The 26,864-nt window shown below is 70.4% G+C and carries 23 protein-coding genes; 17 read left to right on the forward strand and 6 right to left on the reverse strand.

What is annotated here, in order from left to right:
• From ACIBEJ_RS42765 to ACIBEJ_RS42785, 5 genes are read left to right on the forward strand one after another with little or no spacing between them, the layout of a single operon-like run.
• Complete coding sequence (locus ACIBEJ_RS42765) at positions 1 to 828, forward strand: carbohydrate ABC transporter permease (RefSeq protein ID WP_397188691.1); 828 nt, start codon at positions 1 to 3, stop codon at positions 826 to 828.
• Complete coding sequence (locus tag ACIBEJ_RS42770) at positions 825 to 1,634, forward strand: carbohydrate ABC transporter permease (protein ID WP_397188692.1); 810 nt, start codon at positions 825 to 827, stop codon at positions 1,632 to 1,634. Before ACIBEJ_RS42765 ends, ACIBEJ_RS42770 begins: the two co-directional genes overlap by 4 nt.
• Entirely contained in the window at positions 1,634 to 4,633 is a 3,000-nt protein-coding gene (locus tag ACIBEJ_RS42775) for a glycoside hydrolase family 38 C-terminal domain-containing protein (RefSeq protein ID WP_397188693.1), read from the forward strand. The genes ACIBEJ_RS42770 and ACIBEJ_RS42775 overlap by 1 nt, the downstream gene beginning before the upstream one ends.
• Positions 4,620 to 5,852 (forward strand): enolase C-terminal domain-like protein, encoded by a 1,233-nt coding sequence (locus tag ACIBEJ_RS42780; protein WP_397188694.1) that lies wholly within the window; start codon positions 4,620 to 4,622, stop codon positions 5,850 to 5,852. Before ACIBEJ_RS42775 ends, ACIBEJ_RS42780 begins: the two co-directional genes overlap by 14 nt.
• 10 nt (positions 5,853 to 5,862) lie before the next feature.
• Positions 5,863 to 7,287, forward strand: coding sequence for a S10 family peptidase (locus ACIBEJ_RS42785; RefSeq protein WP_397188695.1), 1,425 nt, complete (start codon positions 5,863 to 5,865; stop codon positions 7,285 to 7,287).
• On the opposite strand, the gene ACIBEJ_RS42790 is transcribed toward ACIBEJ_RS42785, so the two are convergent.
• The 3 genes from ACIBEJ_RS42790 to ACIBEJ_RS42800 are packed head-to-tail and all read right to left on the reverse strand — an operon-like array spanning position 7,276 to position 10,183.
• Positions 7,276 to 8,076, reverse strand: coding sequence for an SDR family NAD(P)-dependent oxidoreductase (locus tag ACIBEJ_RS42790; protein WP_397188696.1), 801 nt, complete (start codon positions 8,074 to 8,076; stop codon positions 7,276 to 7,278). The genes ACIBEJ_RS42785 and ACIBEJ_RS42790 overlap by 12 nt on opposite strands.
• Positions 8,073 to 9,035 (reverse strand): DUF4432 family protein, encoded by a 963-nt coding sequence (locus ACIBEJ_RS42795; protein ID WP_397188697.1) that lies wholly within the window; start codon positions 9,033 to 9,035, stop codon positions 8,073 to 8,075. Before ACIBEJ_RS42795 ends, ACIBEJ_RS42790 begins: the two co-directional genes overlap by 4 nt.
• A 44-nt stretch (positions 9,036 to 9,079) precedes the next feature.
• A complete protein-coding gene (locus tag ACIBEJ_RS42800) occupies positions 9,080 to 10,183 on the reverse strand; it encodes a DUF4185 domain-containing protein (RefSeq protein ID WP_397188698.1) in 1,104 nt (367 codons plus the stop codon).
• A gap of 138 nt (positions 10,184 to 10,321) precedes the next feature.
• Here ACIBEJ_RS42800 and ACIBEJ_RS42805 point away from each other — a divergent pair, with 138 nt between their 5' ends.
• The 5 genes from ACIBEJ_RS42805 to ACIBEJ_RS42825 all read left to right on the forward strand — a co-directional run bounded on the left by ACIBEJ_RS42805 (position 10,322) and on the right by ACIBEJ_RS42825 (position 16,242).
• On the forward strand, positions 10,322 to 11,932 hold the full coding sequence (locus ACIBEJ_RS42805; RefSeq protein WP_397188699.1) for an ABC-F family ATP-binding cassette domain-containing protein: 1,611 nt from the start codon (positions 10,322 to 10,324) through the stop codon (positions 11,930 to 11,932).
• A gap of 64 nt (positions 11,933 to 11,996) precedes the next feature.
• Positions 11,997 to 12,800: a hypothetical protein gene (locus ACIBEJ_RS42810; RefSeq protein ID WP_397188700.1), complete on the forward strand. Its 804-nt coding sequence runs from the start codon at positions 11,997 to 11,999 to the stop codon at positions 12,798 to 12,800.
• A gap of 131 nt (positions 12,801 to 12,931) precedes the next feature.
• Positions 12,932 to 14,374, forward strand: coding sequence for an RNA polymerase sigma factor (locus ACIBEJ_RS42815; protein WP_397188701.1), 1,443 nt, complete (start codon positions 12,932 to 12,934; stop codon positions 14,372 to 14,374).
• 5 nt (positions 14,375 to 14,379) lie between these two features.
• Positions 14,380 to 15,036: a hypothetical protein gene (locus ACIBEJ_RS42820; protein ID WP_397188702.1), complete on the forward strand. Its 657-nt coding sequence runs from the start codon at positions 14,380 to 14,382 to the stop codon at positions 15,034 to 15,036.
• A gap of 81 nt (positions 15,037 to 15,117) precedes the next feature.
• On the forward strand, positions 15,118 to 16,242 hold the full coding sequence (locus ACIBEJ_RS42825) for an NlpC/P60 family protein (protein ID WP_397188703.1): 1,125 nt from the start codon (positions 15,118 to 15,120) through the stop codon (positions 16,240 to 16,242).
• A gap of 6 nt (positions 16,243 to 16,248) precedes the next feature.
• Here the strand turns inward: ACIBEJ_RS42825 and ACIBEJ_RS42830 are convergent, their stop codons facing one another.
• Complete coding sequence (locus ACIBEJ_RS42830; protein WP_397188704.1) at positions 16,249 to 16,740, reverse strand: inorganic diphosphatase; 492 nt, start codon at positions 16,738 to 16,740, stop codon at positions 16,249 to 16,251.
• Between the two features lie 112 nt (positions 16,741 to 16,852).
• Between ACIBEJ_RS42830 and dacB the strand changes: the two genes are divergently transcribed.
• Positions 16,853 to 18,229 (forward strand): D-alanyl-D-alanine carboxypeptidase/D-alanyl-D-alanine-endopeptidase, encoded by a 1,377-nt coding sequence (dacB, locus tag ACIBEJ_RS42835; protein ID WP_397188705.1) that lies wholly within the window; start codon positions 16,853 to 16,855, stop codon positions 18,227 to 18,229.
• Positions 18,230 to 18,274: 45 nt separating this feature from the next.
• Positions 18,275 to 19,351 (forward strand): zinc-dependent metalloprotease, encoded by a 1,077-nt coding sequence (locus ACIBEJ_RS42840; RefSeq protein ID WP_397188706.1) that lies wholly within the window; start codon positions 18,275 to 18,277, stop codon positions 19,349 to 19,351.
• Between the two features lie 607 nt (positions 19,352 to 19,958).
• Here ACIBEJ_RS42840 and ACIBEJ_RS42845 read toward each other — a convergent pair.
• Positions 19,959 to 20,327 carry a VOC family protein gene (locus ACIBEJ_RS42845; RefSeq protein WP_397188707.1) on the reverse strand — a complete coding sequence of 123 codons (369 nt, stop codon included), beginning with the start codon at positions 20,325 to 20,327 and terminating at the stop codon, positions 19,959 to 19,961.
• Positions 20,328 to 20,390: 63 nt separating this feature from the next.
• Between ACIBEJ_RS42845 and ACIBEJ_RS42850 the strand changes: the two genes are divergently transcribed.
• Entirely contained in the window at positions 20,391 to 20,846 is a 456-nt protein-coding gene (locus ACIBEJ_RS42850; protein ID WP_397188708.1) for a MarR family winged helix-turn-helix transcriptional regulator, read from the forward strand.
• Between the two features lie 254 nt (positions 20,847 to 21,100).
• Here ACIBEJ_RS42850 and ACIBEJ_RS42855 read toward each other — a convergent pair whose 3' ends face one another.
• The gene (locus tag ACIBEJ_RS42855; protein WP_397188709.1) at positions 21,101 to 21,571 is read right to left on the reverse strand and encodes a hypothetical protein; all 471 of its coding nucleotides are present in this window, start codon (positions 21,569 to 21,571) and stop codon (positions 21,101 to 21,103) included.
• 514 nt (positions 21,572 to 22,085) lie between these two features.
• Here ACIBEJ_RS42855 and tilS point away from each other — a divergent pair.
• The 4 genes from tilS (at position 22,086) to folE (ending at position 26,444) form a co-directional block, all read left to right on the forward strand.
• Entirely contained in the window at positions 22,086 to 23,072 is a 987-nt protein-coding gene (gene tilS / locus ACIBEJ_RS42860; RefSeq protein ID WP_397188710.1) for a tRNA lysidine(34) synthetase TilS, read from the forward strand.
• A gap of 11 nt (positions 23,073 to 23,083) precedes the next feature.
• The gene (gene hpt, locus ACIBEJ_RS42865) at positions 23,084 to 23,635 is read left to right on the forward strand and encodes a hypoxanthine phosphoribosyltransferase (protein ID WP_397188711.1); all 552 of its coding nucleotides are present in this window, start codon (positions 23,084 to 23,086) and stop codon (positions 23,633 to 23,635) included.
• A 248-nt stretch (positions 23,636 to 23,883) separates the two neighbouring features.
• On the forward strand, positions 23,884 to 25,878 hold the full coding sequence (gene ftsH / locus ACIBEJ_RS42870; RefSeq protein ID WP_397188712.1) for an ATP-dependent zinc metalloprotease FtsH: 1,995 nt from the start codon (positions 23,884 to 23,886) through the stop codon (positions 25,876 to 25,878).
• The gene (gene folE, locus ACIBEJ_RS42875) at positions 25,875 to 26,444 is read left to right on the forward strand and encodes a GTP cyclohydrolase I FolE (RefSeq protein ID WP_397188713.1); all 570 of its coding nucleotides are present in this window, start codon (positions 25,875 to 25,877) and stop codon (positions 26,442 to 26,444) included. The genes ftsH and folE overlap by 4 nt, the downstream gene beginning before the upstream one ends.
• Positions 26,445 to 26,864 lie beyond the last annotated feature (420 nt).

Here is a 26,864-nt window from a genome sequence, read left to right on the forward strand (position 1 = left end):
ATGCTCGGGCGGTTCAGGGGCGGGTACGTGGCACCGGCGGTCCTTCTGGTCGCCGGGCTGCTGTACGCGCCGTTCCTGTGGACGGCCTACCTGAGCTTCACCGCCTACGACGGCCTGGCCGACCCGGAGTTCGTCGGGCTGCGCAACTTCACCAGGCTCTTCGACGACCCGGCGCTGCTCACCTCGACCAGGAACACGCTGATCTGGGTGGTCGGCACGATGGTGCTCCCGGTCGGGCTGGGCCTGCTGGTGGCGGTGCTGTCCTACGACATCAAGGGCGGGGCCTGGTTCCGGGTGCCGTTCATGCTGCCGTACGCGCTGAGCGGCGCCGGGCTCGGCATGGTCTGGAGCCCGATCCTGTCCCACGACGGCATCGCGAACCTGCTGCTCGGCACCGACACCGCGTACATGCAGGAGGCGCCGCACAACACGATCGCGATGCTGCTGGTGTGGACGTGGCAGCAGCTCGGCGTGAACACGCTGCTGTTCGTCGTCGGACTGCAGTCGATCCCGAAGGCGCCGATCGAGGCGGCCAGGCTCGACGGGGCGTCGGGGTGGTCGTTGTTCCGGCACGTGATCTGGCCGCTGATGCGCCCGCTGACCGCGGTCGTGGTGGGGCTGGCGCTGGTGGCGGGGCTGAAGACGTTCGACATCGTCTGGGCGATGACGCAGGGCGGGCCTGGGCGCAACTCCGAGACGCTGGCGGTGATGATGTACCGCGAGACGTTCGTCGCCACCAAGTACGGCTACGGCTCCGCGGTCGCGGTGCTCCTGACGGTGGTGGCCGGGCTGGCCTCCTGGCTCTATCTGAGGAGGCAGGTGCGATGATTCGGCGCGTTGTTCTGGTGGTGCTCGGGCTGATCTGGCTCGGTCCCACCTACCTGCTGCTGGTCAACGCCTCCCGTCCCGCCGACGCCTACGACCCGGCCGGGGCGTGGATCCCGTCGGTGGACTTCGCGCTGTTCGACAACGTCGCGACCGCGCTGGAACGGGCCGACCTCGGCCAGAGCCTGGCCAGCACCGCGCTGTACAGCGTGGTCTCGCCCCTGCTCGGCGTGCTGATCGGCGCGATGGCCGGATACACGATCGTGGTGCTGAGGCTCCGCTTCGGCTTCCTGTGGTTCATGCTGATCTTCGGCGGCACGATCTTCCCGTCGCAGATGCTGCTGGTGCCGCTGTTCATCGGCTACAGCGAGGCCGGGCTCTACGACGACCGCCTCGGCATGCTGCTCCTCTACACCGCGATCAACGTGCCGCTGGCCGCGTTCGTGCTGCGCAACTTCTACTCGGGCGTGGCCTTCTCCATCTTCGAGGCCGCCAGGATGGACGGCGCCTCGACCTTCCGCATCTTCTTCCGGATCTACCTGCCGCTGTCGATGAGCGCGCTGGCGGCGGTCTTCATCCTCGAGTTCACCTTCATCTGGAACGACCTGATCTTCGGCCTGGTGCTCACCCAGTCCGAGGGCGTGCGGCCGGTCATGGTCGCGCTCAACGGCCTGATCACCGACGTCTACGCGGGCACGCCCGTCCCCGTCGGCCTGGCCGCCGGCCTGATGGTCTCGCTGCCGACGGTCGCGTTGTTCCTGGCCACCCAGCGCCTCTTCGCCAGGGGCCTTTCTCTAGGGAGTGTGTGATGACGAGCCGGTTGCTGCAGAGGAGCCTCGGTTCCCCGGACTACGACGGGATCAGGCAGGCGCTGCGGCACGACACCTCGACCCCGGTGATCAGTGTGCGCGGCCTGGAGGTACGGCTGGCCGTACTGCCGTTGTTCACCCATGACGGCCGCCAGGCGGTGAGGGTGTCGTGCACCGGGCTGATCGGCTCCGACCTGGTCGTGTCGCTGAAGGACGTCGACCAGCAGGCCGGCGCCGACGTCACGTTGCTGGTCCCCGAGGTGAGCGAGCCCAGGACGTTCACGCTGGAGGTGCGCGACGCCGAGGGCGTGATCGGCTCGGCCGAGGTCACGGTGACGCCGCAGCGCAAGTGGAGCGTCTTCGTCGTGCACCACTCCCACCTGGACATCGGCTACACCGACCCGCAGGGCACGGTCCTGCGCCACCACCTGGAATACCTCGACGCGGCGGTACGGCTGGCCGACGAGACCGCCTCCTGGCCGGACGACGCGAAGTTCCGCTGGACGGTCGAGTCGTCGATGCCGGCGGCCAGGTGGCTGGCGGCCCGCCCGGCCGAGCAGGTGGAACGCTTCAACCGGGCGGCTCGCGAGGGCATCATCGAGGTCACCGCGCTGCCGTTCCAGTTGCACACCGAGGCGTGCTCGACCGAGGAGCTCTACCGGCAGCTCCGCCAGGTCTTCGACTTCCCGGTCAAGTCGGCGATGCACACCGACGTGCCCGGCGCCGTGGTCGGGCTCGTGGACGCGCTCAACGCGGCCGGCGTGCGGTATCTGGCCGCGGCCCACAACTGGGCCGGGCGGTCGGTGCCCTATCTGCACGGCGGCGACAAGCTGACCAGGCCGTTCTGGTGGCAGGCGCCGTCGGGGCGGCGGGTGCTGGTGTGGTTCACCGACACGCCGCACGGCATGGCGTACATGGAGGGCAACACGGTCGGGCTGACCGACTCCTACGAGCTGGCCGACGACCTGCTGCCGCGTTACCTGTCGGCGCTGGCCAGCCGCGGGTATCCGTACGGGCCCGGGACGTTCGGGTGGCAGGGGCCGGACGCGCCGCGGGAGCCGTACGAGCTGGATGTGCTGCATCTGCGGGTGCAGGGGGCGCACGCCGACAACGCGGGGCCCTCGATCGTGCCCGCGTCGATCGCGCGGCGCTGGAACGAGCAGTGGGCGTGGCCGAGGCTGCGCTCGGCGGTCAACAGCGACTTCTTCGAGCACGTCGAGGAGCGTTACGGCGACCGGCTGGCCGTGCACGAGGGCGACTGGACCGACTGGTGGGCCGACGGGCTCGGCTCGGGCGCCCGCCCGCTGGGCTACGTGCGGCGGGCGCAGTCCTCGCTCAGGGCGGCCGAGACCCTGCACACGCTGGCCGGGGTGGACGCGACCGAGCAGATCTCGCTGGCCTACGACAAGGTGGCGCTGTTCAACGAGCACACCTGGGGCGCGGCCAACCCGTGGGAGGACGCCGAGGAGGCGGGCGACTCGGGCGGGCTGCAGTGGACCAGGAAGTCGGCGGGCGCCTACGACGCCCAGGACGACGCGGCCGACCTGCTGCACGCGGGCGTCCGCCGCTTCGGCGCGGCGCTGGGCGGGGACGGCGCGGCGTCGTTCGCGGTGTTCAACCCGGGCACGCACGCCAGGACCGACGTGGTGAAGGCGTTCCTGCCGCGCGACCTGGTGCCGATCGAGGCGCCGATCGCGCTGAAGGACGCCAGGACCGGGCAGATCCTGCCGCACCACGAGGAGGTCGTGCTGCCGGAGGACTGGCCGACGCGGCCGATCGGGCGCCACCTGCACGCCGTGGTCCCCGACGTCCCCGGGTACGGCTACGCCCGCGTGGACGTCGTGCCCGCCGAGACGCAGCCCCCCGAGCCGGTCGAGATGGGCCAGGAGCCGGTGATCGAGAACGAGTTCTACCGGGTCACCTACGACCTGCGCGAGGGCTACGTCCGCTCGATCTTCGACAAGGTGGCCGGTCGCGAGCTGGTCAACGCCGACGCCGCCGCCGGATTCGGGCAGTACGTCTACGACCGCTACGCCACCGCCCCGCATTTCAACCACATGTCGGGACACGTGGGCGCGCACGACCGTACCCTGCTCGGCGACCGGGCGATCGCGAGGAACGCCGCCGTGGTCAGGTCGCAGCGCACCGCGGTCAGCGAGAAGCTGGTCGTGGAGCTGCAGGGCAAGGGCGTCGACTGGCTGCGTACCACGATCGAGCTGCACAAGGGCGTGCCGCGGCTCGACCTCACCTACCAGCTCGCCAAGCAGGGCACTCCGGCGAAGGAGGCGGTCTTCCTGGCCTTCCCGTTCGCCGCGGGCGCGCCGACGGCCTGGGAGCTGACGGGTGGCGTCGGCGGCCCGGGCGTGCCCCGGGTGCCGGGCTCGGCGGAGTACATGTTGCCGATCCGCCACTGGATCGCCTACGAGGACCCCGAGCTGACCATCGCCTGGGCCACGATGGAGGCGCCGCTGGTCCAGCTCGGCACCATCCACATGCCGTACGCGCCGTTCCCGCCGACGCTGGAGGAGGAGGCGGGCACCGTCTACTCCTGGGCGCTCAACAACATCTGGGACACCAACTTCCCCGCGCAGCAGCAGGGCGAGACCACGTTCCGCTACGCCGTCACCTCCGCCGCCGGGGTCGAGGCCAGGCGGTTGGGCGCGCGGGCCGCGGCCGGGATGACCGAGCCGTTCATCGGCGTGCTGACGAGCGGCGCGGACGGCGGGGCCGCCGACGTGCACGAGTACGTCCGCGTCGACCATCCCGACGTGCTGGTCACCTCGCTGGGCCGCGCGGAGGACGGCCTGGTGGTGCGCCTGCAGTCGCTGTCGCCGCGGCCGGTGGAGGCGCGGGTGACGCTGCCGGGCCTGCGCGCCGCGCGGGTCAGCTCCGGGCTGCGCACCGACCTGGAGCCCGCGGCGGTGGACGGTGAGTCGGTCAAGGTAACGCTGCCCGCCTGCGGGGTGGCCGCCGTTTGGGGGACCTGTGAAGATCGTTGACATCCGGGCGACGACGGTCGCCGTCCCGCTGGAGGCGCCGCTGCGGCACAGCAACGGCGCGCACTGGGGCCGGTTCGTCCGCACGATCGTGGAGGTCGAGGCGGACAACGGGCTCGTCGGGTTGGGCGAGATGGGCGGCGGGGGCGAGAGCGCGCAGGCCGCGTTCACCGCGCTGCTGCCCTACCTGACCGGCCACGACCCGTTCCAGCTCGAAGCGCTCCGCTTCAAGATCGCCAACCCGACCGCCTCGCTCTACAACAACCGCACGCAGTTGCTCGCGGCCATCGAGTTCGCCTGCCTCGACCTCATGGGGCAGCACCTCGGGGTGCCGGTGCACGACCTGCTCGGCGGGCGCGTGCGCGACGAGGTGGCCTTCGCGTCCTACCTGTTCTTCCGGTACGCGGCCGAGGGCCACACGGAGATCAGGACCCCGGACCAGCTCGTCGAGCAGGCCCGCGCGCTCAAGCGGGACCACGGCTTCACCGTCCACAAGCTCAAGGGCGGCGTCTTCCCGCCCGACTACGAGCTGGAGTGCTACCGGGCGCTGGCCGCCGCCTTCCCCGAGGACCGGCTGCGCTACGACCCGAACGCCGTGCTGTCGATGTCGGAGGGCCTGCGCTTCGGCCGGGCCATCGAGGACCTCAACAACGACTACCTGGAGGATCCGGTCTTCGGCCTGGAGGGCCTGCACCAGGTCCGCGAGCAGGTACGGGTGCCGCTGGCCACCAACACCGTCGTGGTCAACTTCGAGCAGCTCGCCTCCAACGTCATGCGGCGCAGCGCGGACGTGGTCCTGCTGGACACGACCTTCTGGGGCGGCATCCGGCCGTGCGTGAAGGCGGCGGGCGTGTGCGAGACGTTCCAGCTCGGCGTGGCGGTGCACTCCTCGGGCGAGCTGGGCATCCAGCTCGCGACCATGCTCCACCTGGGCGCCGTCCTGCCCAACCTCGGGTACGCCGCCGACGCCCACTACCACCAGCTCCGCGACGACGTGATCGAGGGCGGCAAGCTGCCGTACTCCGGCGGCGCCATCGCGGTGCCCTCGGGGCCGGGGCTGGGGGTGCGGCTGGACAGGGACAAGGTCGCGCGCTACGCCGAGCTGTACCGGGAGCTGGGCGGCTATCCGTACGACCGGGACCCGGGCCGGCCCGGGTGGTACGCGACGGTGCCCAATGAGCGCTTTGCCGACCCTGAAATATCACAAGAAGTCCGGACATAGTCTCATCCCCATGACGCACACGACTCCCGCCGACAACCTGGTCACCACCTTGCACACGCTCACCACCGGCCAGCCGTACACGGCCAGGACCGGGACCATGGTGCTGCGGGAGGAGAGGTTCACCGACGGCGCCTTCGACGGACATCAGGCCAGGGCCGAGATGTTCGTCACCGCCTACACGCTCGACGGCGCCGACCCTCTGACGCGTCCCGTCACCTTCGCCTTCAACGGCGGTCCCGGGTCGTCGAGCGTGTGGCTGCATCTCGGGGTGCTCGGGCCGCGCCGGGTGATCATGGGTGACGCCGGGGCGCTGCTGCCTCCGCCGTACGGGCTGGCCGACAACGCCGAGACGCTGCTCAACGAGAGCGACCTGGTGTTCATCGACCCGGTCTCCACCGGTTTCTCCCGGGCGGCGGAGGGCCGCGAGCCCGGCGCCTACCACGGCTTCTCCGGCGACGTGGAGTCGGTGGGGGAGATCATCCGGCTCTGGACCACGCGCAACGGGCGGTGGATGTCGCCCAAGTTCCTGGCCGGGGAGTCCTACGGCACGCTCAGGGCCGCCGCGCTCGCCGACCACCTGCAGACCCGCTACGGCATGTACCTCAACGGGGTCATGCTCATCTCCTCGGTGCTCGACTTCATCACCGGCGAGTTCAACCCGGGCAACGACCTGGCCTACGCCCTCTACCTGCCCACGTACGCGGCCATCGCCCACTACCACGGCCTGCACGGCGAGCGCCCGCTGGCCGAGGTGCTGCGCGAGGCCGAGGAGTACGCCTCCCGCGACTACCCGTGGGCCCTGTCGCGCGGCAACCGCCTCACCGCCGGGGAACGCGCCGCCGCCGTCACCAAGGTCGCCGCGCTCACCGGCCTCGGCGCCGACTACGTGGACCGGGTCGACCTGCGTTTGGAGCACATCCGCTTCTTCACCGAGCTGCTGCGCTCGCGGCGTACGATCGTGGGCCGCCTCGACGGCCGCTTCACCGGCTGGGACGAGGACGGCGGGCGCGAGCACTTCGACCGCGACCCCAGCATGAGCGCGATCATCGGGCCCTACAGCGCCGCCCTCAACCACTACGTGCGCGCCGAGCTGGGCTACACCAGCGACCTGCCCTACGAGTTCCTCACCGACCGGGTGCAGCCGTGGTCGTACAAGGAGTTCGAGGGTGCCCACGTGCACGCGGCGGACAGGCTGGCCGCGGCCATGCGCGACAACCACCACCTGCGCGTCCACGTGGCCTGCGGCTACCACGACGGCGCGACGCCGTACTTCGCCGCCGAGCACACCTTCGCCCAGCTCCGCGTCCCGCGCGAACTGGGCGGCAACGTGGAGTTCAAGTACTACGAGGCCGGCCACATGATGTACGTCCACGAGCCGAGCCGGCTGCGTCAGTCCGCCGACCTGGCCGCCTTCGTCAGGGGCTCACTCGGGTAGCGCGACCGGTATGCCGGCCAGCAGGCCGCCGTCCACGCGGTGCTCGGAGCCGGTGACGAACGAGGCCCGGTCACTGGCCAGGAACGCCACCATCTCGGCCACCTCCTCCGGCCTGGCCACGCGGCCGAGCGGGTGCGAGCGGCCCCACTCGGCCACCATCTCCTCCTGCGTGCGCTCGCCCCGCCACAGGTCCGCGGCCCAGCGCAGCATGGGCGTGTCCACCGAGCCGGGGCAGACCACGTTGGCCCTGACGCCGTCGGCGGCGTGGTCGAGCGCCATCGACCTGGTCAGGCCGAGCAGGGCGGCCTTGCTGGTGGAGTAGGCGGCGACCCGCGTCTGCGCGGCGAACGACTGGACGGAGGCGACCACGACGATTGACCCGCCGCCGCGGGCGCGCAGGTGGGGGAGCGCCGCCTGGCAGACGAGGTAGACGCCCTTGACGTTGACGTCCATGACCTCGTCCCAGGTCTCCTGCGGGGTGTCCTCGACGGTGCCGTAGCGCTGCACGCCCGCGCAGGTGACCACGATGTCCAGCCCGCCGTGGCGGGAGACGGCCAGCTCGGCCAGCTCGCGCATCTGCCCGGCGTCGCGCACGTCGGCGGCCACCCCGGTCACCCGCTCGCCCTCGAACGGCACGCCCTCGCCCAGGCCGCAGAAGACCACCGAGGCCCCGCCGGCGACCAGCCGGTCGACGACCGCGCGGCCGATGCCCGTGGAACCGCCGGTGACCAGCGCCACCTTCCCGCCGACATCGCCCCCGCCGACATCGCTCCCGTCGCCATGGCTCATGCCAGCACCTCCGCGCGCCATCTCAACACCTTGCTCTCGTACGGTCCCAGCGCCATCGCCGAGCCGTTGCCCACGGCCGCCGCCAGCCCGTCGGTCGGCATGCCCGCGAACGGCTCCAGCCCGAGCACGTAGGCCCGGCCCCACCAGGGATAGTCCACCGAGGCGCCGAACTCCTGCCACATCCACAGATACGGCAGCATCTCGGCATCCCATTCCACCCGCAGGCCGATCTCACCCGCGATCTCGTACCAGCCTTCCCTGAAGCCGGTCAGGTACAGCATCTCGCTCGGCGAGCCGGGCGGCTGCACCACGCCGAGGTCGGTCGTGCCGCCGCCATAGGCGGGCACCAGCGGCCACTCCCAGGGCCCGCCCGGCGCGACCCTGCGGCCCGCCGGGTTGATCGCCTCCTCGTGCGGCACGACCCGCACGCCGCCGGGCAGCCTGATCCGGTGGCCCGGCCTGAGGAACGGCGCGCCGTACACGAGGTGCTGGCCCCACATCGCGTGCAGGGGCAGGCCGCTGTCGTTGGCCGCGCGGCCCTCGACCTCCAGCGCGGGCGATCCGGCCGCGAGCGTGAGCGTCCTTTCCAGCCGGTACGGCAGGCGCCGGGTGCGCACGCTCAGCCGTACCGAGACCATCTCGGGAGTGTCGGCCACGACCGCGCACTCCCACGGCAGCCCCGACACCTCACCGTGCTGGGCCAGGCGGGCGCCCCGGTAGAGGCTGGGCGCGCCGCCGCTGGGGAAGACCTCCTGCCAGCCGCCCTCGTAGTGGTCGACGAACTGGGCCACGTCGTCGGCCGCGCCCTGGAGGTGCCCGGCCGGGGCGCGCAGGCCCTGGGGAGAGAGCCAGACGAAGTCGGTGTCGGTCGGCTTGTGCAGGAACTCGACGACGTCGCCGCCCTTGCCCGGCAGGACGGTGACGCGGAGAAGCTCGTTCTCCAGCGTCACCGCGTCCATGCCGTCAAGGGTCAGGCGACGTAGACGGGCGGCCCAGTTACGCCTCAACCGAACCTCACGTCGATGAACCGCGGGCGGTAGATCGACACGTCGCGGTAGTGGTCGGTGTTGACGAAGCTGTTGACGTTGTAGGAGACCACGAGGCCGTCACCGGTCACGCCGGGGTGGGCGTGGGCGTTGTAGGTGAAGATGTTCCCGTTGGTCTCGGGGGTGGTGTAGAGGACCTGCTTGCCGGTGAACGGCCCGGTCGGCGAGCAGGACGAGTAGGCCACGATCTTGGCGCTGAGCGCCTCGGTGGTGTCGTGGGTGATCAGGACGTAGCCGTCGCCGACCTTGGTCACGCTGTACTCGTTGGCCACGCCCGCCATCACGCGGGCCGAGTCCCGCTCGGACGGCGACCAGGTGCCGGCGGCGGTGCGGAACTCCCAGCGGCCCAGCAGGCTCTGACCGCGCACCCTGGCCTGGTGCATGTACTTGGTCGCGCCCTTGTCCTCGACGCCGTAGACGTAGGTGTAACCGTCGTCCTTGAGGATGCCGGACGCCCAGGCCACGCCGTTGCCCGAGGGCAGGTCGTGGACGCTGATCGGGCGCTCCATGCGCCCCTGCGGGAAGCGGGCCACGACGTTGCGGTGCCAGCGCCAGTCCCAGGCGCCGGTGCCGAAGCGCTCGTACTCCTGGTAGGTGACCTCGACGAGGCCGCCGGCCAGCGTCACGTCACCGGCCCAGAACCAGTGGTTCTTGTCGTGGGGCGGCATCACCGCGGCGGGCTTGCCGGGGCGGCCGCCGTAGATCGTGCGCAGCCGTCCGTCGCGCTCCAGCGCGAAGGTGTTGTTGAGGAACACGGTCGTGCCGCCCTCCTCGACCACCGGCGGCCGGGAGCCGTCCGGGTTGACCTGGCCGAGGAAGGTGTCGGAGAAGACCCAGAGCTCCTTGCCGCTGGGCAGGCGGACGGAGTAGGTGCCGTCGGCCCCCGTCCAGTCGTCGAACCGGGAGTTGTCGTTGCCGTAGTTGCTGAACAGGCTGGTCAGCCGGGAGTTGACCGACGAGCCGCGGAACTCGGGCGCGCAGTTGGCCTCGGCGGCCATGGCCTGCTGAGGCAGCAGGAGCGCGAGTAGGAACGGGACTAAGACCAGGCGCAGACGCTTCATCACACATCCAGGGGGGAGGAGGTGAGCCGACTACAGTTCTAGTCATTAGATGACTTATTGTCTAGCCCCGAAAACCCGGATGACCCGATCAGTCCCCGGCAGATAGCCTGCGCGAGGAACCGGGGAGGGGAATCCGCTATGGGTCACGTCGAGGTCGGACACCTGACGTATGTGCTGCCGGACGGGCGGCCGCTGCTGAACGACGTGTCCTTCAGGATCCCCGACGGGGTCAAGGCGGCGCTGGTCGGGCCGAACGGGGCCGGCAAGACGACGCTGATGCGGCTGGTCGCGGGCGACCTGCAGCCGGTCGAGGGGAGCGTGGCCAGTTCCGGCGGGCTCGGCGTGATGCGCCAGTTCATCGGCAGCGTGCGCGACGGCTCGACCGTGCACGATTTGCTGCTGAGCGTCGCGCCCCCGGCGGTGCGGGAGGCCGCGGCCAAGCTGGAGCGGGCCGAACTGGCCATGATGGAGCGCGAGGACGAGAAGACCCAGTTGCGCTACGCCCAGGCCATCACCGACTACACCGACGCCGGTGGCTACGACATCGAGGTGCTCTGGGACACGTGTACGGTGGCCGCGCTCGGCGTGCCGTACGACAACGTGAAATATCGGGACGTGGCCACGCTGTCCGGCGGCGAGCAGAAACGGCTCGTGCTGGAGGCGCTGCTGCGCGGGCCCGACCAGACGCTGCTGCTCGACGAGCCCGACAACTACCTCGACGTGCCGGGCAAGGAGTGGCTGGAGGGCCAGCTCAGGGAGACGCCCAAGACGGTCCTGCTGGTCAGCCACGACCGGCAACTGCTGGCCAACGCCGCCGACCGCATCGTGACCGTCGAGTCCGGGAACATCTGGATCCACGGCGGCAGCTTCACCACCTACGCCGAGGCCAGGCGCGCCCGCAACGAACGCCTCGAAGAGCTGCGCCGCCGCTGGGACGAAGAGCACGCCAAGCTCAAAGCCCTGGTCAACATGCTCAAGAACAAGGCGCGCTACAACGACGGCATGGCCCCCGCCTACCACGCCGCCCAGACGCGGCTGCGCAGGTTCGAGGATGCGGGCCCGCCGGAGGAGACCCCCAGCGAGCAGAACATCCGCATGCGCCTCAAGGGCGGCCGCACCGGCAAGCGGGCGGTCATCTGCGAGGAGCTTGAGCTGACCGGCCTGATGAAGCCGTTCTCCACCGAGATCTGGTACGGCGAGCGCGTCGCCGTCCTGGGCTCCAACGGCTCGGGCAAGTCCCACTTCCTGCGCCTGATCTCCGGCGAGGACGTGCGCCACACCGGAGTCGCGAGGCTCGGCGCGCGCGTGGTCCCCGGCCTGTTCGCCCAGACCCACGCCCGCCCCGACCTGCGCGGACGCACCTCGGTCGAGATCGTCATGACCGAGCACGCCAAGCTCAAGAACGAGGCCATGAAGATCCTGGCCCGCTACGAGCTGGCCGGGCTCATCGCCGACCAGCGCTTCGAGACGCTGTCCGGCGGCCAGCAGGCCAGGCTGCAGATCCTGCTGCTGGAGCTGTCCGGCGCGACCCTGCTGCTGCTCGACGAGCCCACCGACAACCTCGACCTGGCCAGTGCCGAGGCGTTGCAGCTCGGCCTGGACGCCTTCGAGGGAACGGTGCTCGCGGTCACCCACGACCGCTGGTTCGCCGCCGACTTCGACCGGTACCTGGTCTTCGGCGCCGACGGCACCGTTTACGAGGCGCCTGAGCCGGTGTGGGATGAGTCGCGGGTGGTGCGCCCACGTTAAAGAATGGGTACGCGATGCGCGTGTCTCACGCATGACGTGCCCATGCACCGGCTATCACGGCAAAGTGATCCTGCGTAGCCGAACCGTCACTGTCCTCGCACTCGGCGCGATCTTCTTGACCGGGTGCTCAGAAGACGCGCAGCAGCCTGCCCAGCTCAAGCCGCTCGCGCTGAAGGAGCAGGTGTCCAGCACCGTCAAGACCGCCTCCGGCTACGCCGTGAACTGGGCCGGGGTGCTCACCAACGCCAACCCCTGGCACTTCGGCGAGCACGTGGTGGCCACGGTGATCGGCCGCGATGCCGCCGGCGCCGAGGTCGTGCGCATGGACCAGCCGCTGGACGCGGTCCCGCCGGGCGGCACGCTGTCGTTCGCCGGCCAGGCCAGCGCCGCGGAACGGCCGGCCAAGGTCACCATCGAGTACCGCCCCGCCCAGTGGCGTCCGGCGGCGAGGATCGCCTCGGCCTTCCGCACCTTCCCGGTCTCCGGCGTGCAGACGCTGAAGCAGAAGGACGGCACCTACCTGGTCACCGGGTACGTGGACAACCCGTACGCGCTGCCCGCGAGCAGCCTGGTGGTCAACGCGCTGCTGCGCGACCCGGCGGGCAAGCTGGTCGGCGGCGGATACGCGTTCGTGGACGACGTCAAGGCGGGGGCGCCGCCGCGCTTCATCCTCACGGTCGAGGGGCTGGCCGAGGGGGCGAAGGTGGCGAAGACCGAAGTCGTGGCGAGGACCTGGGGGTCGACCGGCCGGCCGTACGAGGAGCTCGCGCTGGCGGGGGCGGTGCCCGTGCACACGGTGATGCCGACGACCGAGCCGTTCTCCGTGGACCGCGGGCGCACTGTGCCCGGCGTGGACGACAAGGAGTGAACCGCCGCGCCCTCAGGGCGCGGCGCTTTCGCAACAATTCCTTTTTATTCGGACTTTTTATCGGCGGGCCATTCTGTCATTAGCGCTGAATCGGTAGAACTACTAGTTACCAATCCATTACCTTCAGCAACATGACTGACCGCGTCCTGGTCGAGGCTCTCCGCGCCGACGACCCGGGTGCTCTGGCTGCGCTCTACGACACGTATGCCGAGGGCATCTACCAATACTGCTGGTCCCTTCTCCAAAGCTCCGACAGCGCCCAGGTGGCGTTGCGCGACACGCTCATCGCCGCGGAGGCGCACATCGGCGCGCTGGCCGAGCCGGAGCGCCTGCGCCCCTGGCTCTACGCGCTGGCCCGCGGCGAGTGCGCCCGCCGCCGCCTGGCCGCCCCCGCCGACGGGCAGGCGCTCACCGAGGCTCCGGAGCCGGACGACCCCGAGGACGCGGACCTGCGGGTCATGGCATGGAACGCGGTCCGGAGCCTGCCCCCGGGCGACCGCGAACTCCTGGAGCTGAGCACCCGCCACGGACTGCCCGCCGCCGACCTGGCCGCCGTCCTCGCCGCCTCACCCCGCCAGATCGAGACCGCCGAGGAGGAGGCCCGTGAGCGCCTGCGGGACGCGATCACCGCCGAGTTCCTGGCCAGGAAGGGCCCCTACGACTGCCCGCGCCGCGCCGACATCCTGGCCGGCTTCTCCGGCGAGCTCACCGAGGAGATGCGCAGGCACCTGGTACGCCACGTGGCCCACTGCGACCTCTGCGCCCCCCACCGCAACCGGCAGATCTCGGCCGCCAAGGTGTTCGAGCTGCTCCCGGCGGTGATCCTGCCGGAGTCGCTGCGGGTCCGGGTGATGAGCTGCTTCGTCGATCCCGAACTCGTCCCCTACCGCCGCTACGTCGCCAGGCGCTCGGGCGCCCTGGACGCCGCCGGCTTTCCCGGCCCGGGGGAGAAGAAGGCTCGTAAGTGGCCTCAGGCGCTGGCTGGCGCGCTGGCGGCCGTAGCAACCGTGGTCGCGATCGGGATCGTCTTCCACCAGTTCGGCACCACGACCGGCGGCCTGTCGGACCTGGCCACCGGCGCCTTCCCCGCCACCGGCGAGCCGCCCGGCATCCGGCTGCCCTGGGCCCCCGACCCGCAGGACACCGCGATCCAGGTCGAACCGATCCTCGACATTGCCGCGACCCGCCCCGTCGGCATGCCCGAGGGCAGCGAACCGCCCGTGGCCACCCGGCCCGCCGCCGACCCCACCACCGCGCCGCCCGCGACCCGGGCTCCCTCCTCGCCGGCGCCGAGCCCGTCCGGGCGCGTCACGCCTCCGGCCGCGCCCGATCCCGGCGAGCCCGGTGACCCCGGCGGCGTACCCGGTGGACGTCCCACGCGGGACCCGCAGGGCCGTCCCACCCGCACGCCCTGCCCCACCACGCCCGCGCCGACGCCCACCCCGACGCGCAAACCCACTCCCGCCCCCACCCCCACCGCCTCCGCGACACCGACGCCGACGCGGACCCCCGCCCCCACGGCCACGCCGCCCTCCGAGACCCCCACCGCCGCCCCAGAACCGGCCGCGAGCTGAGCGCGATGCCGGCCTTCGAGCTGCGCCACGACTCGCACCTCGGCTGCCGCGTCTGCCCGCTGGCGGTCCGCGACGACCTCGCCGCGATGGTCCGCAAGGGCCACTGCGTCGCCTGGCCCACCTGGCTCGACCCGGGTCCCCGCATGCTGCGCGACCTGCTCGAACTGTGCCGGTTGCGGACCGCGCGGGGCCTGGCCGTCCTGTCCTGGCTCGCCGACGGCGAGCCGCCCGCCGAGCTCGACTGGCTCTGGACCTCCCGCCGCCTCACCGGCGCCCGCCAGGAGCGCATGTACGGCGCCGCCGCCACCGTGCCCGATCCCGTGCTCGGCCTCGTGCTGGCCAACTGGACCTGGGCACTGGACACCACCCACGGCGGCCGGGTCACCGCCCCCTACCTCGCCGGAACCGCCTACCCGGGCGACGGCCACCTCGCCGCCGCCGCCACGATGACGCTCTTCCAGACCTACGACCGGCACCAGGAGTCGCGCCCCGCCATCGCCGCCGCCTGGGCCGCCGCGCGGGTCAGCGCCGACTGGTGCAAGGCCGCCGAACTTCACGCTGCGTATGGAAGCCAGACACCCGTCTTCACCTATCCCCGTGGTGCGAAACCTCCCCCTATTGGCGTCCGTCCCTGGATAGAACGCCTGTTTCGCCTGCGATGACTACGTTGCGTGTGGTTCATGTGTGCGATGAGTGACGAGCGGGAACTGTGTGCATAGAGTGACCGTGAGCGAGGGGGATCTATGCACTCCGTCAGAGCCGGACTCCTGGTCGCCTGCCTGATCGCCACCCTTTGCCGGCCCGCCCACGCCGAGCCGCATCCGTCGGCCGACGACGTGGCCGAGGCGCGCGACGCCGTACGGGACAAGAACAAGGCGCTCGGAGCGGCGGTCGCGAAGCTCGCGGCCGCGCAGGGCAGGCTCGACGAGCTCGACGCGGCCGCCGAACGGCTGGTCGAGGCCTACAACGGAGAAGTGGTCAAGCTCACCGCGGCCAAGGCCGCCGTGGCGGCCACGCGCACGCGGCTGCTGGACGCCGAGAAGATGGCCGAGGCGGCCAGGGCCGACGTGGCGGCGATCGCCGCGCAGGCGTACGGCGGGTTCGACCTCGGGCGGCCCATGCTGACCATGATCGCGGACAGCGGCGACGGGTTCCTGCACCGGGCCTCGGTGCTGGAGCAGATGGGCGGCGAGCGCACGCTCGTCCTCGACCGCCTGCGGGCCGCGGAGAGCGTGGCCGAGATCCTGCGCGAGCAGGCCGACGACGCCCACACCGAGCAGCAGGACGCCATGGAGCGCGCCGCTGAGGCCAAGGTCGCGGCGCAGGAGGCGCTCGCCGAGCAGACGCGCGAGACCAAGACGTTGCTGGCCACCAAGAAGAAGCTGCAGGACCAGGTCGACGCCGCCCGCAGCCTCGCCGACCGGCTGGCCAGGGAACGCGCCGCCGCCTACGAGCGCACCAGCTTCAGCGCCGGGGCGATCCCGGTGTCCGGGCCCGGGTCCACGAACGGGGACATCGCCGCCAACTGGGCGCTGACGCAGCTCGGCAAGCCGTACGTGTGGGCGGCCGACGGGCCGGGCAGCTACGACTGCTCGGGACTGACCATGCGGGCGTGGGAGCGGGCCGGTGTCAGGATCGACCACTGGACGGGAACCCAGTGGACCTCGGGCCCCCACATCCCGCTACGCCAGCTCCGCCGCGGCGACCTGCTGTTCTTCGGCCGCATCACCAGTGACCCCGGCGACATCCACCACGTGGGCATGTACATCGGCCGCGGCCTCATGGTGCACGCCCCGCAGACGGGTGACGTCGTCAGGATCGCCTCCATGTGGCGCCGGGACCTCGTGGGCGCCACCCGTCCCAGGTGAGAGCCGTCAGTGGTGGCCCTGGTCCTTGAGCCGCTGGAAGGAGCGCTCGATCTCGGCCTCGGCCTCCAGGCGGCCCACCCAGTTGGCGCCCTCCACCGACTTGCCGGGCTCCAGGTCCTTGTAGACCTCGAAGAAGTGCTGGATCTCCAGCCGGTCGAACTCGGGCACGTGATGGATGTCGCGGATGTGCTCCATCCTGGGGTCGGTGGCGGGCACGCACAGCACCTTGTCGTCGCCGCCCTTCTCGTCGGTCATGCGGAACATGCCCACGGCGCGGCAGGTGATGTAGCAGCCGGGGAACGTCGGCTCCTGCAGCAGCACCAGCGCGTCGAGGGGGTCGCCGTCCTCACCGAGGGTGTTCTCGATGAAGCCGTAGTCTGCGGGGTACTGCGTGGAGGTGAACAGGAGCCGGTCAAGCCGGATCTTCCCGGTCTCGTGGTCCACTTCGTACTTGTTCCGTTGCCCCTTGGGAATCTCAACGACAACGTCGAACTCCACCGCGTTCCTCCGCTCAAGCCCCCCGGGCACCCCCGGCTGGGCGTTAATGTCTCGTAAGCGAACTACAGGAGAGAGGACAGGCGACGTGGCACGGCGCGAGCGTTGGGTGGCGATGGCCACTCTCGTCCTGCTCCAGGCCACGACGATCGCCACCGGCGTCTACGCGGTGCAGAACGACTTCAGCCTGGCGGCCCTGACGAGGCAGGCCCCGCACCCAGCCGATCAGCCGACCGCGTCTCCTTCCGTCCCGGTGATCACCGCTGGACCTGTGCTGGCCTCGGGTGGAGACGGACCTCTCCCGACTAAGGGTACTTTGACGCAACAGCTCACCGATGCGCTGGGTGACAACGCGCTCGGGAAACGTGTCGGCGCCGCCGTTCTGGACGCCACGACCGGCCAGCGCATCTTCGCCGCCAACGCCGACACCGGCATCGTGCCCGCCTCCACCACCAAGATCGTCACCTCGGTGGCCGCCCTCGCCTCGCTCGGACCCGACACCCGTTTCTCCACCCGCGTCGTCCAGGGCAAGGCGTCCGGCTCGATCGTGCTCGTCGGCGGCGGCGACCCCATGCTGGCCGGCCCATCCGCCAAGCCCACCAGCTACCCCAAGCCCGCCTCGCTGGCCGTCCTCGCCTCCCGCACCGCGGCCAAGCTGAAGGAACAGGGCGTGAAGAAGGTCACGCTCGGCTACGACTCCTCCCTCTACACCGGCTCGCCCGTCGGCCCCGGCTGGAAGCCCAGCTACATCCCCGACGGCCACGCCGCGCCCGTGCACGCGCTGGCCATCGACGAGGGCCGCCAGAACCCCGCCCGAAACCAGCCCCGCGTCGCCAACCCGCCGCAGTTCGCCGCCGCCGCCTTCGCCAAGCTCCTTTCCAGGTACGGCGTCGCCGTCTCCAAGGGCATCGCCCCCGCCAAGGCCGGGCAGGGCGCGACCGAACTCGGCAGGGTCGACTCGCCGCCCGTGTACGCGCTGGTCGAGCACGCGCTGACCTACAGCGACAACGACCTGTCCGAGGCGCTGGCCAGGCAGGTCGCGCTCAAGGAAGGGCAACCGGCCTCCTTCGAGGGCGGGGGGAGGGCGGTGCTGGCCGTACTCAAGAGACTGGACGCCGCACGCGGCATCCAGGTCTACGACGGCAGCGGCCTGTCCACCAAGAACCGCATCAGCGCCGACGGCCTCGCCAGGCTCGTGGCGCTGGCGGGCTCACCGAAGCACCCCGAACTGCACGCGGTCGCCTCCGGCATGCCGATCGCCGGGTTCAGCGGCACGCTGGGCAACGGCCGGCGCTTCTCCGGCTCCGACAGCAAGGGACAAGCCGGGCTCGTCCGCGCCAAGACCGGCACGCTCAACAACGTCAACACGCTCGCCGGCTTCGCCACCACCAAGGACGGGCGGCTGGTCACCTTCGCCTTCCTGGCCGACCAGGTGCCCGTGACCGCCGAGCCCGTCCTGGACCGCCTCGCCGCCATCGTCGCCCGATCCTGACGCGAGGCCGTCGCGGGCAGGGCTCCGACCACGTACGGTGGAGGCATGCAGGTGATCGACTGGGAACTGGCCGTATCGACCGGCACGCGCCTGGTGCGCCCCGGGCCGCAGGTGAGCCGTGAGGAGGCCAGGCAGGCGGTCACAGAGCTGCGCACGCTCTCCCGCGAGGCCGAGGGCCACGTGCGCGACTTCACCAAAATTCACACCGAGACACCCCCGCAGCCGGCGACCATCGTCGACCGGCCGGGCTGGATCAGGGCCAACGTCGAGGGCTTCCGCGTCGTGCTGGAGCCGCTGACCGAGCGCATGGGCAACAGCGACAACCCGCCGCCCGCCATCGTCACCGCCGTCGGCTCACGCATCACCGGCGTCGAGGTGGGCGCCGTGCTGGCGTTCCTGGCCTCGCGGGTGCTGGGCCAGTACGAACTGTTCCTGCCGCCGGACCCGACCGGCCAGGAGGCCGCGGGACGGCTGACGCTGGTCGCGCCCAACATCGTCCACGCCGAGCGCGAGATGAACGTCCACCCGCGCGACTTCCGCCTCTGGGTGTGCCTGCACGAGGAGACCCACCGGGTGCAGTTCACCGGGGTGCCGTGGCTGCGGGAGTACGTGCGCTCGCAGATGACCGAGTTCCTGCTCGCCTCCGACCTCGACCTGCCGACGATCCTCGAACGGCTGCGCACCGCCGCCGACACGGTCGCCGACGTGGTACGCGGCGGGGACGGCAGCCTGATCGACGTCATCCAGTCACCGGCCCAGAAGGAGATCCTCGACCGGCTGACCGCGGTGATGACGCTGGTCGAAGGCCATGGCGACTACGTGATGGACGCCGTGGGCCCGTCGGTGGTGCCGTCGGTGGCCGACATCCGCGCCAAGTTCGCCGCCCGCAGGGAGAGCACGTCCAAGCTGGACAGGACGGTGCGACGGCTGCTGGGGATCGAGCTGAAGATGAAGCAGTACGCGGAGGGTTCCGCCTTCGTCCGCCATGTGGTGGGCAAGGTGGAGATGGATGGCTTCAACAAGGTGTGGACATCCCCGGAAACCCTCCCGACCATCGCCGAAATCGCCGACCCGGACGCCTGGATCGCCCGAGTAATCGGCCAACCGGCACTGGAGTCCTAACGGCTAGGTGCTTCTAAGGGCAAGGTGCTTCGCGCGCCCTGCCAAAGGCAAGGTGCTTCGCGCGTCTAGCCGGTCGAGCTGAAGCTCGACTTCTGGTGGTCCTCGCTTCGCTCGGGCTGTTGGTTTGGGGTTCCCGCCCGTTGCCCGGTTGGGTGGTGGGCACGCTCCTGCCCACCCTGCAGGTGGGGTGGTGGGCCGGTTAGGTGCTGACGGGCCCAAGTTGTGGGCCGGTTGGGTTGTCAGCGGGGCCCAGTCGTGGTTGGCGAGTTGCGTGCCGACCCGGTGGTCAAGAGTGGTGGGCGGTTGGGCCGAGGGTCACGGGCAGCGGTGGACCGGTTGGGTCCCGGTTGCCCTAGGTAGTGATGTGCCCGTTGGGTCCCCGACACCCTGGGTAGTGATGGGCCCGTTGGGTGCCGCAGCCCGGGTGGTGGCGGGGCCTGTAGTGGCGGGGCCTGTAGTGGTGGGGTCGGGTGGCCGGATGCCGATGGTCGGCGATGTTGAAGCCGAGGCCATCGTGCCGTCATAGCGTCGTCAGGCCAGTGGGGCCGAGGGTGGCGTGAAGCCAGAGCCAGTGATCTTCGGCGGGCCGGCTCATGGCGGTGGCCGGTCAGGGGCGGTCGTGCAGGGTGATCTGGTATCCGTCGGGGTCGGCGAAGGCGAAGGTTCGGCCGAAGGGGCCGTCGATCGGGGCCGAGACGATGGTGTGGCCGTCGGTCGCCAGGGCGTCGTGGATGGCCTGGACGTCGGTGGCGTGGAGCCAGATCGCGGCACCGATGCCGGGCTGGGGAATCGACGCGAGGTCGGTGCCGGGAATGACCTCGCGCAGGGCGAAGGCGATCGGCTTCGTCTCGAAGACGACGGCATGCGGCGGTCCGGCCGGTGAGCGGACGAGGCTGAGGTACTGCTCGTAGAACGCCTGGGAAGCGTCCAGGTCGCGTGCTTGGAGCGAGATGAAGTCGGGTCCGGTGGCGGGCATGGTGATGTTCCTTCCTCGCGTGTCAGCTTTCTGACACCGGCCAAGGTATGTCAGAATCCTGACATGAGTCAAAAGGGCGTCGGCATCGACCTGGACAAGTCACTCGGGTACCTGCTGAAGGAGGCGTCCAGCGCCCTGCGGGCGGCCATGGAAGAGGTGCTGCGGCCGCTCGGGATGAGCGTGACTCACTACTCCTGCCTCGAGCTGCTGGCCCAACGACCTGGCCTGTCGAACTCCGAGCTCGCGCGGGGTGCGTTCGTGACCCGGCAGACGATGAACGTACTGCTCCAAGCCCTGGAACGAGACGGCTACGTGACCAGGCCCGCGGAGGCGCCCGTGGGGAAGGCGCTGCCCACGCGGCTCACACCTCGCGGCCGACGGAGCCTGGAGGAGGCGACCGTGGCGGTCCGGTCCGTCGAGGTTCGAATGCTGGCCGGGATGACCGAGCCCGAGCAGTCAGAGGCGTTCCGGCTCCTGCAGAGCATGATCCGTTCCTTGCGCGGCGGCAACGACGCATAGCTCGTTCCCCAGAACACACACGGTCTCGCCGCATCTGGACAGCCCGCCTGGACTGCGGCACCCGGCCAGCGGCGCTTGAACGGCGGCGCCCAGCCAGCCGCGCCCGGACGGTCGCGCCCCGGACAAGAAGAACACGGTCCAGGAGCACCCACGGTCCAGAGCTTCTCGGTACTCCTGGCGACCGGCGTCGTCGATTGCTCCGGCCAGCCGCCCCTGACCGGCGAGAACCTGCACCTGAGCGGAGAGCCGAACCTCTAGTGGCGACCTTTACGCCGTTCCGGGTGCTGCGGTGAACGAGGGGGAGGCGCGCCGAGCACCGCGTCGGGGAAGAGCCTCACCCAGTGCCACGGCATGCCACAGTCGTTCGCCAGGGCGGCGACACCTTGGCCACACGCCGCACAGATCACGTTGGGGCCGTGCGGATCCCAGCCGCAACACCCCGAGCCCATCTCCCCGATGTTCGGATGGGGTTCCACCGCGATGAGATCGTCGGCGTTGACCAGGATCGTGTCGCGCACCTCGTCCGACGCCATCTGGTCGACGACGGGGATGGGCACCAGGACACCGAAGGGCTCGGGGTCCATGGCGAAGCGGCCACGCGGGATCAACTGCGGGGCATCCTCGTGAAGTTCACGTGGAGGCGGATTGCGGGCGGGCGGATAGCCGGTCTCCGCCAGATCCCGAGTCACCGCCGTCCCACACCGGCTGCAGGTGAACATGACCATGCCAAGAACCTAGCGCGGGCCAATCGGGCGATCAGGCGAAATTTCACGCCGGCGGATGCGAGCCGCCCGGGACAAAGGGTGGGCGGCGTCGAGGGGTGGCGGTTCGGGATGGGCGGGGAGGGCGCCGGGCCGGAGGAGGAGAGCAGACGCGGGTGAGGAGGGCGTCGAGGCGGCGGTGGTGGTTGGGGGCGGGGTGGATGGAAGGGCACTGGAGTGGGTGGGTGGATGCCGAGGGCGGATGGAGGGCAGCCGAGGCGGGTGGGGAGGTTGTGCTGGTTGGGGGGTGGGCGGGTCGAAGGCACCGGGTGGGGAGGGTGCTGGGGGCGGATGGAGGGAGTCGAGGGAGGTGGGGGTGCCGAGGGCGGATGGAAGGGTGCCGAGGCGGGTGGAGATGCCGCCGGGGAGGCGGTGGTGGTTCGGGGTGGGGTGGATGGAAGGGCACTGGGTCGATGGGGAGGGTGGGGTGGGGTGGATGGAGGGGAGCCGGGGTGGGTGGGGTGGGGAGAATGGGGGTGTGGGGCCGCATCCTGCCGTGGCCGACGTACGGCGAGCCGTGAGACAAGCCCTGGGTGATCTGGCCCAGGGCGACCTGGTGCTGGTCGCCTGCAGCGGCGGCGCCGACTCGCTGGCCCTGGCCGCCGCCCTCGCCTTCACCGCTCCCAGGATGGGCCTGCGGGCGGGCCTGGTGACGGTGGATCACGGTCTGCAGGAGGGTTCCGGCGAGCGGGCGGCCAAGGTGGCCGGGATGCCGTTCGGTCTGGATCCGGCGGAGGTGCTGACCGTGGTGGTCGGCAGCGAGGGAGGGCCGGAGGCGGCGGCCAGGCGGGCGCGGTACGAGGCGCTGGACGGCGCGGCCGGACGGCTCGGCGCGAAGGCCGTGCTGCTGGGGCACACGCGGGACGACCAGGCGGAGACCGTGTTGCTGGGGCTGGCGCGGGGGAGCGGGTTGCGGTCGTTGTCGGGGATGGCGGGGGTACAGGGGCTGTATCGGCGGCCGTTCCTGGAGCTGGGAAGGAAGACGACGGTGGCCGCATGCGGACAGCTCGGGCTGGAGGTCTGGGCGGATCCGCACAACGAGGAACACCGGTTCACGAGGGTGCGGGTGCGCAGGACGGTGCTGCCGGTGCTGGAGAGTGAACTGGGCCCTGGAGTGGCTGAGGCGCTGGCGCGGACGGCGAGGCTGGCTCGCGACGATGCCGATGCGCTTAACGAATGGGCGGAAAAGGCGTTCGCGGATTGCGCTCTAAGCGATATCCCGGGGAAGGTGACGCTGGCCGTACCGGAGCTGGAGGGTCTTCCCGGCGCCGTCAGGCGGCGGGTGATCAAGCGGGCGGCGATCGACGCGGGGGTGCCGTCGGGGGCGCTTTCGGCGGTTCACGTGCACGCGGTGGAGCGGCTGGTCACCGAGTGGCGCGGGCAGAAGGGCGTTGACCTGCCCGGGGGTCTGACCGCCGTGCGGCGGTATGGCACCCTGATACTCGCCATCAGTCCCATCCCGTAAGGAACTCGCAGGTGGACGCAGCCGACATGGGCCACGACCTCGAGAAAGTCCTCATCCCCGAGGACGAGCTCCAGGCCAAGATCAAAGAGCTGGCCGGCCGGATCGACGACGACTACGCGGGCCAGGACCTGCTGCTCGTGGGCGTGCTGAAGGGGGCGGTCATGGTCATGGCCGACCTGGCCAGAGCCCTGCACACGCCGGTGCAGATGGACTGGATGGCGGTGTCCTCCTACGGCGCCGGCACCAAGTCGTCGGGCGTGGTCCGGGTGCTGAAAGACCTGGACAACGACATCATGGGCCGCCACGTGCTGATCGTGGAGGACATCATCGACTCCGGCCTGACCCTCCACTGGCTGCTGGAGAACCTGAAGTCCCGCAACCCGGCCTCGCTGGAGGTCTGTACGGCGCTGCGCAAGCCGGACGCGGTGAAGGTGCCGATTGATGTGAAGTATGTCGGTTTCGACATCCCCAATGAATTCGTCATCGGCTACGGGCTCGACTACGCGGAGAAGTACCGCAACCTGCCGTTCATCGGCACGTTGGCGCCGCATGTCTACACGTAGGCATTTCCGACATTGCACGCAGGGACCGGGAACATCGCTCTACCTGACGTACGTTGGTAGGGCAAGGCCGGTCTAGCGGGCGGTGCCACCGCGCGTTGTCCGGTGTACCTTCTGACGACGGGAGGGTGACCGCGTGTCCCCCTTCGGGTAGTCAGTAGTCGCGGTGTCGGATGCCGCGGCCCCGGGCTCTGCCCGGGGTTCCAGGCCATGGTCAGGAAGGGACGGGCCCGCAAGGGGTTCCGCATCGGATGGATCTCAAGCGATTTACACGTGGGCCACTGCTGTGGATCCTGGGCATCGTCGTGCTGCTCCTGCTCGTCACCCAGCTGTGGAGCGGCGGTGGCAACTTCAAGCAGGCCGACACGTCCACGGTCCTCGAGCAGATCCGCACCGGCAACGTCAGCAACGCGAAGATTGTTGACAAGGACCAGCGGATCGAGCTGACCCTCCACAACAAGATCACCGTCAAGCCGGGCGACGCCCCGACGAACATGATCCAGTCTGACTGGGTCACCGGCTACGGCCCGACACTCACCGAAGAGCTGAACAAGCAGGTGGGCGCGGGTAAGACGAAGAGCTTCACCACCGAGGTGCCGCAGGAGAACTTCCTCGTCGGCCTGCTGGTGAGCTTCCTGCCGATCGTCATCATCGTGCTGATCTTCCTGTTCATCATGAACCAGATGCAGGGCGGCGGCTCCCGGGTGATGAGCTTCGGCAAGTCCAAGGCCAAGCTGATCACCAAGGACACCCCCAAGACGACGTTCGCCGACGTCGCGGGCGCCGACGAGGCCATCGAGGAGCTCCAGGAGATCAAGGAGTTCCTGCAGGCCCCGGCCAAGTTCCAGGCGATCGGCGCGAAGATCCCCAAGGGCGTGCTCCTGTACGGCCCGCCCGGCACCGGCAAGACCCTGCTGGCCCGCGCGGTGGCCGGTGAGGCCGGAGTGCCCTTCTACTCGATCTCCGGTTCCGACTTCGTCGAGATGTTCGTCGGCGTCGGCGCCTCCCGCGTGCGCGACCTGTTCGAGCAGGCGAAGGCCAACGCCCCGGCGATCATCTTCATCGACGAGATCGACGCCGTCGGCCGCCACCGCGGCGCCGGACTGGGCGGCGGTCACGACGAGCGCGAGCAGACGCTGAACCAGCTCCTCGTCGAGATGGACGGCTTCGACGTGAAGGGCGGCGTGATCCTCATCGCCGCCACGAACCGGCCCGACATCCTCGACCCGGCGCTGCTGCGCCCCGGCCGGTTCGACCGGCAGGTCACCGTCGACCGTCCCGACCTGGAGGGCCGCAAGGGCATCCTCAAGGTCCACGGCCGTGGCAAGCCGTTCGCGCCGGAGGTCGACCTCGACGTCATCGCCCGCCGTACCCCTGGATTCACCGGTGCGGACCTCGCGAACGTGATCAACGAGGCGGCGCTGCTCACCGCGCGCGCCGACCAGAAGCTGATCACGATGGACACCCTTGAGGAGTCCATCGACCGTGTCATGGCAGGCCCGGAGCGCAAGACGCGGGTGATGTCCGACAAGGAGAAGAAGATGATCGCCTACCACGAGGGCGGTCACGCGCTCGTGGCGCACGCGTTGCCCAACAGCGACCCCGTGCACAAGATCACGATTCTCTCCCGCGGCCGCGCCCTCGGCTACACGATGACGCTGCCGATGGAGGACAAGTTCCTCGCCACGCGCTCGGAGATGATGGACCAGCTGGCGATGCTGCTCGGCGGCCGCGCGGCGGAGGAGCTCGTCTTCCACGAGCCCACCACCGGCGCCTCCAACGACATCGAGAAGGCCACCGCCGTCGCCCGCCGCATGGTCACCGAGTACGGCATGAGCGAGCAGCTCGGGGCACGCAAGTTCGGCAGCGGTCAGGCCGAGGTGTTCCTGGGCCGCGAGATGGGCCACGAGCGCGACTACTCCGAGAAGATCGCCTCCACGATCGACGAGGAAGTCCGCCGGATGATCGAGACGGCGCACGACCAGGCGTGGGACATCCTGGTCGAGTACCGCGACGTGCTCGACAACCTGGTGCTGGAGCTCATGGAGAAGGAGACCCTCTCCCGCGACATGGTGCTGCAGATCTTCCAGCCGGTCGTCGTCAAGGAGCACCGCCCGTCCTATGCGGGCTACGGCAAGCGGCTCCCCTCGGACCGCCCGCCCATCCTGACGCCGAAGGAGCAGTCGGCCAACGGCTCGCTCACCGCGGGGCACCAGGACGCCCTGCCGTCCGGGGACAGTGCGTGAGCGTAGATCAGGCACGGATCGAGAAGGCCGTCAGGGAGATCCTCATCGCCATCGGTGAGGACCCCGACCGCGACGGCCTTCTCGACACCCCCTCCCGGGTCGCCCGGGCGTACGCGGAGCAGTTCTCCGGCCTGCGCCAGCAGCCGGAGGACGTCCTCACCAAGGTCTTCGACGTCGACCACGACGAGATGATCCTGGTGCGTGACATCGAGGTGTACTCCACCTGCGAACACCACCTCGTCCCCTTCCACGGGGTGGCCCACGTCGGCTACATCCCCAACGACAAGGGCCAGGTCACGGGCCTGTCCAAGCTGGCCCGCCTGGTCGACGTCTACGCGCGCCGCCCGCAGGTCCAGGAACGCATGACCTCCCAGATCGCCGACGCCCTGATGCGCGTGCTGGAGCCGCGCGGGGTGATCGTGGTCATCGAGGCGGAACACCTGTGCATGACGATGCGGGGGGTCCGCAAGCCGGGCGCCAAAACCCTCACCTCAGCGGTCCGCGGCAGCTTCCGCACCAGCGACAAAACCCGCGCCGAGGCCATGAGCCTCATCATCGGCCGCTGATCCTCCATCACCTTCTTGAGCTCGTTCGGGCTTGAATCACGCCCTCAGAGTTACGGCGGGCCAACGGCACCCCACCCGCCGTCGCCCCTTCCGGCCCTCCAGGGAAACGGTCGTCCACCTCACGGGTCTCCCGCCGCGACGACCGCCCTGCCGGCCGGGCACGCGAGCCCACCCCGGCCACCGCACATCGGCGCCGGCCACCGCCGTCCCCCCTCCCGCCGCCGCGGCGCCTCGGGAGTACCTCCCCGCCCGCCCAGGATGCGGGCGATACGGCGGGACAGCCGTGAGGTGGACGACCGTTCCCCTGGAAGGCCGGAAGGGGCGACGGCGGGTGGCGTGCCCTTGGCGCAGCCGTAACTCTTGGGCCGGGTTCGGGGTGGAGGGGCGGGATGGGAGTGGGGGCGTTACGCTGGCTGCGCC

Source organism: Nonomuraea sp. NPDC050790, from assembly GCF_044456745.1.
In the GTDB taxonomy this organism is placed as follows: domain Bacteria; phylum Actinomycetota; class Actinomycetes; order Streptosporangiales; family Streptosporangiaceae; genus Nonomuraea.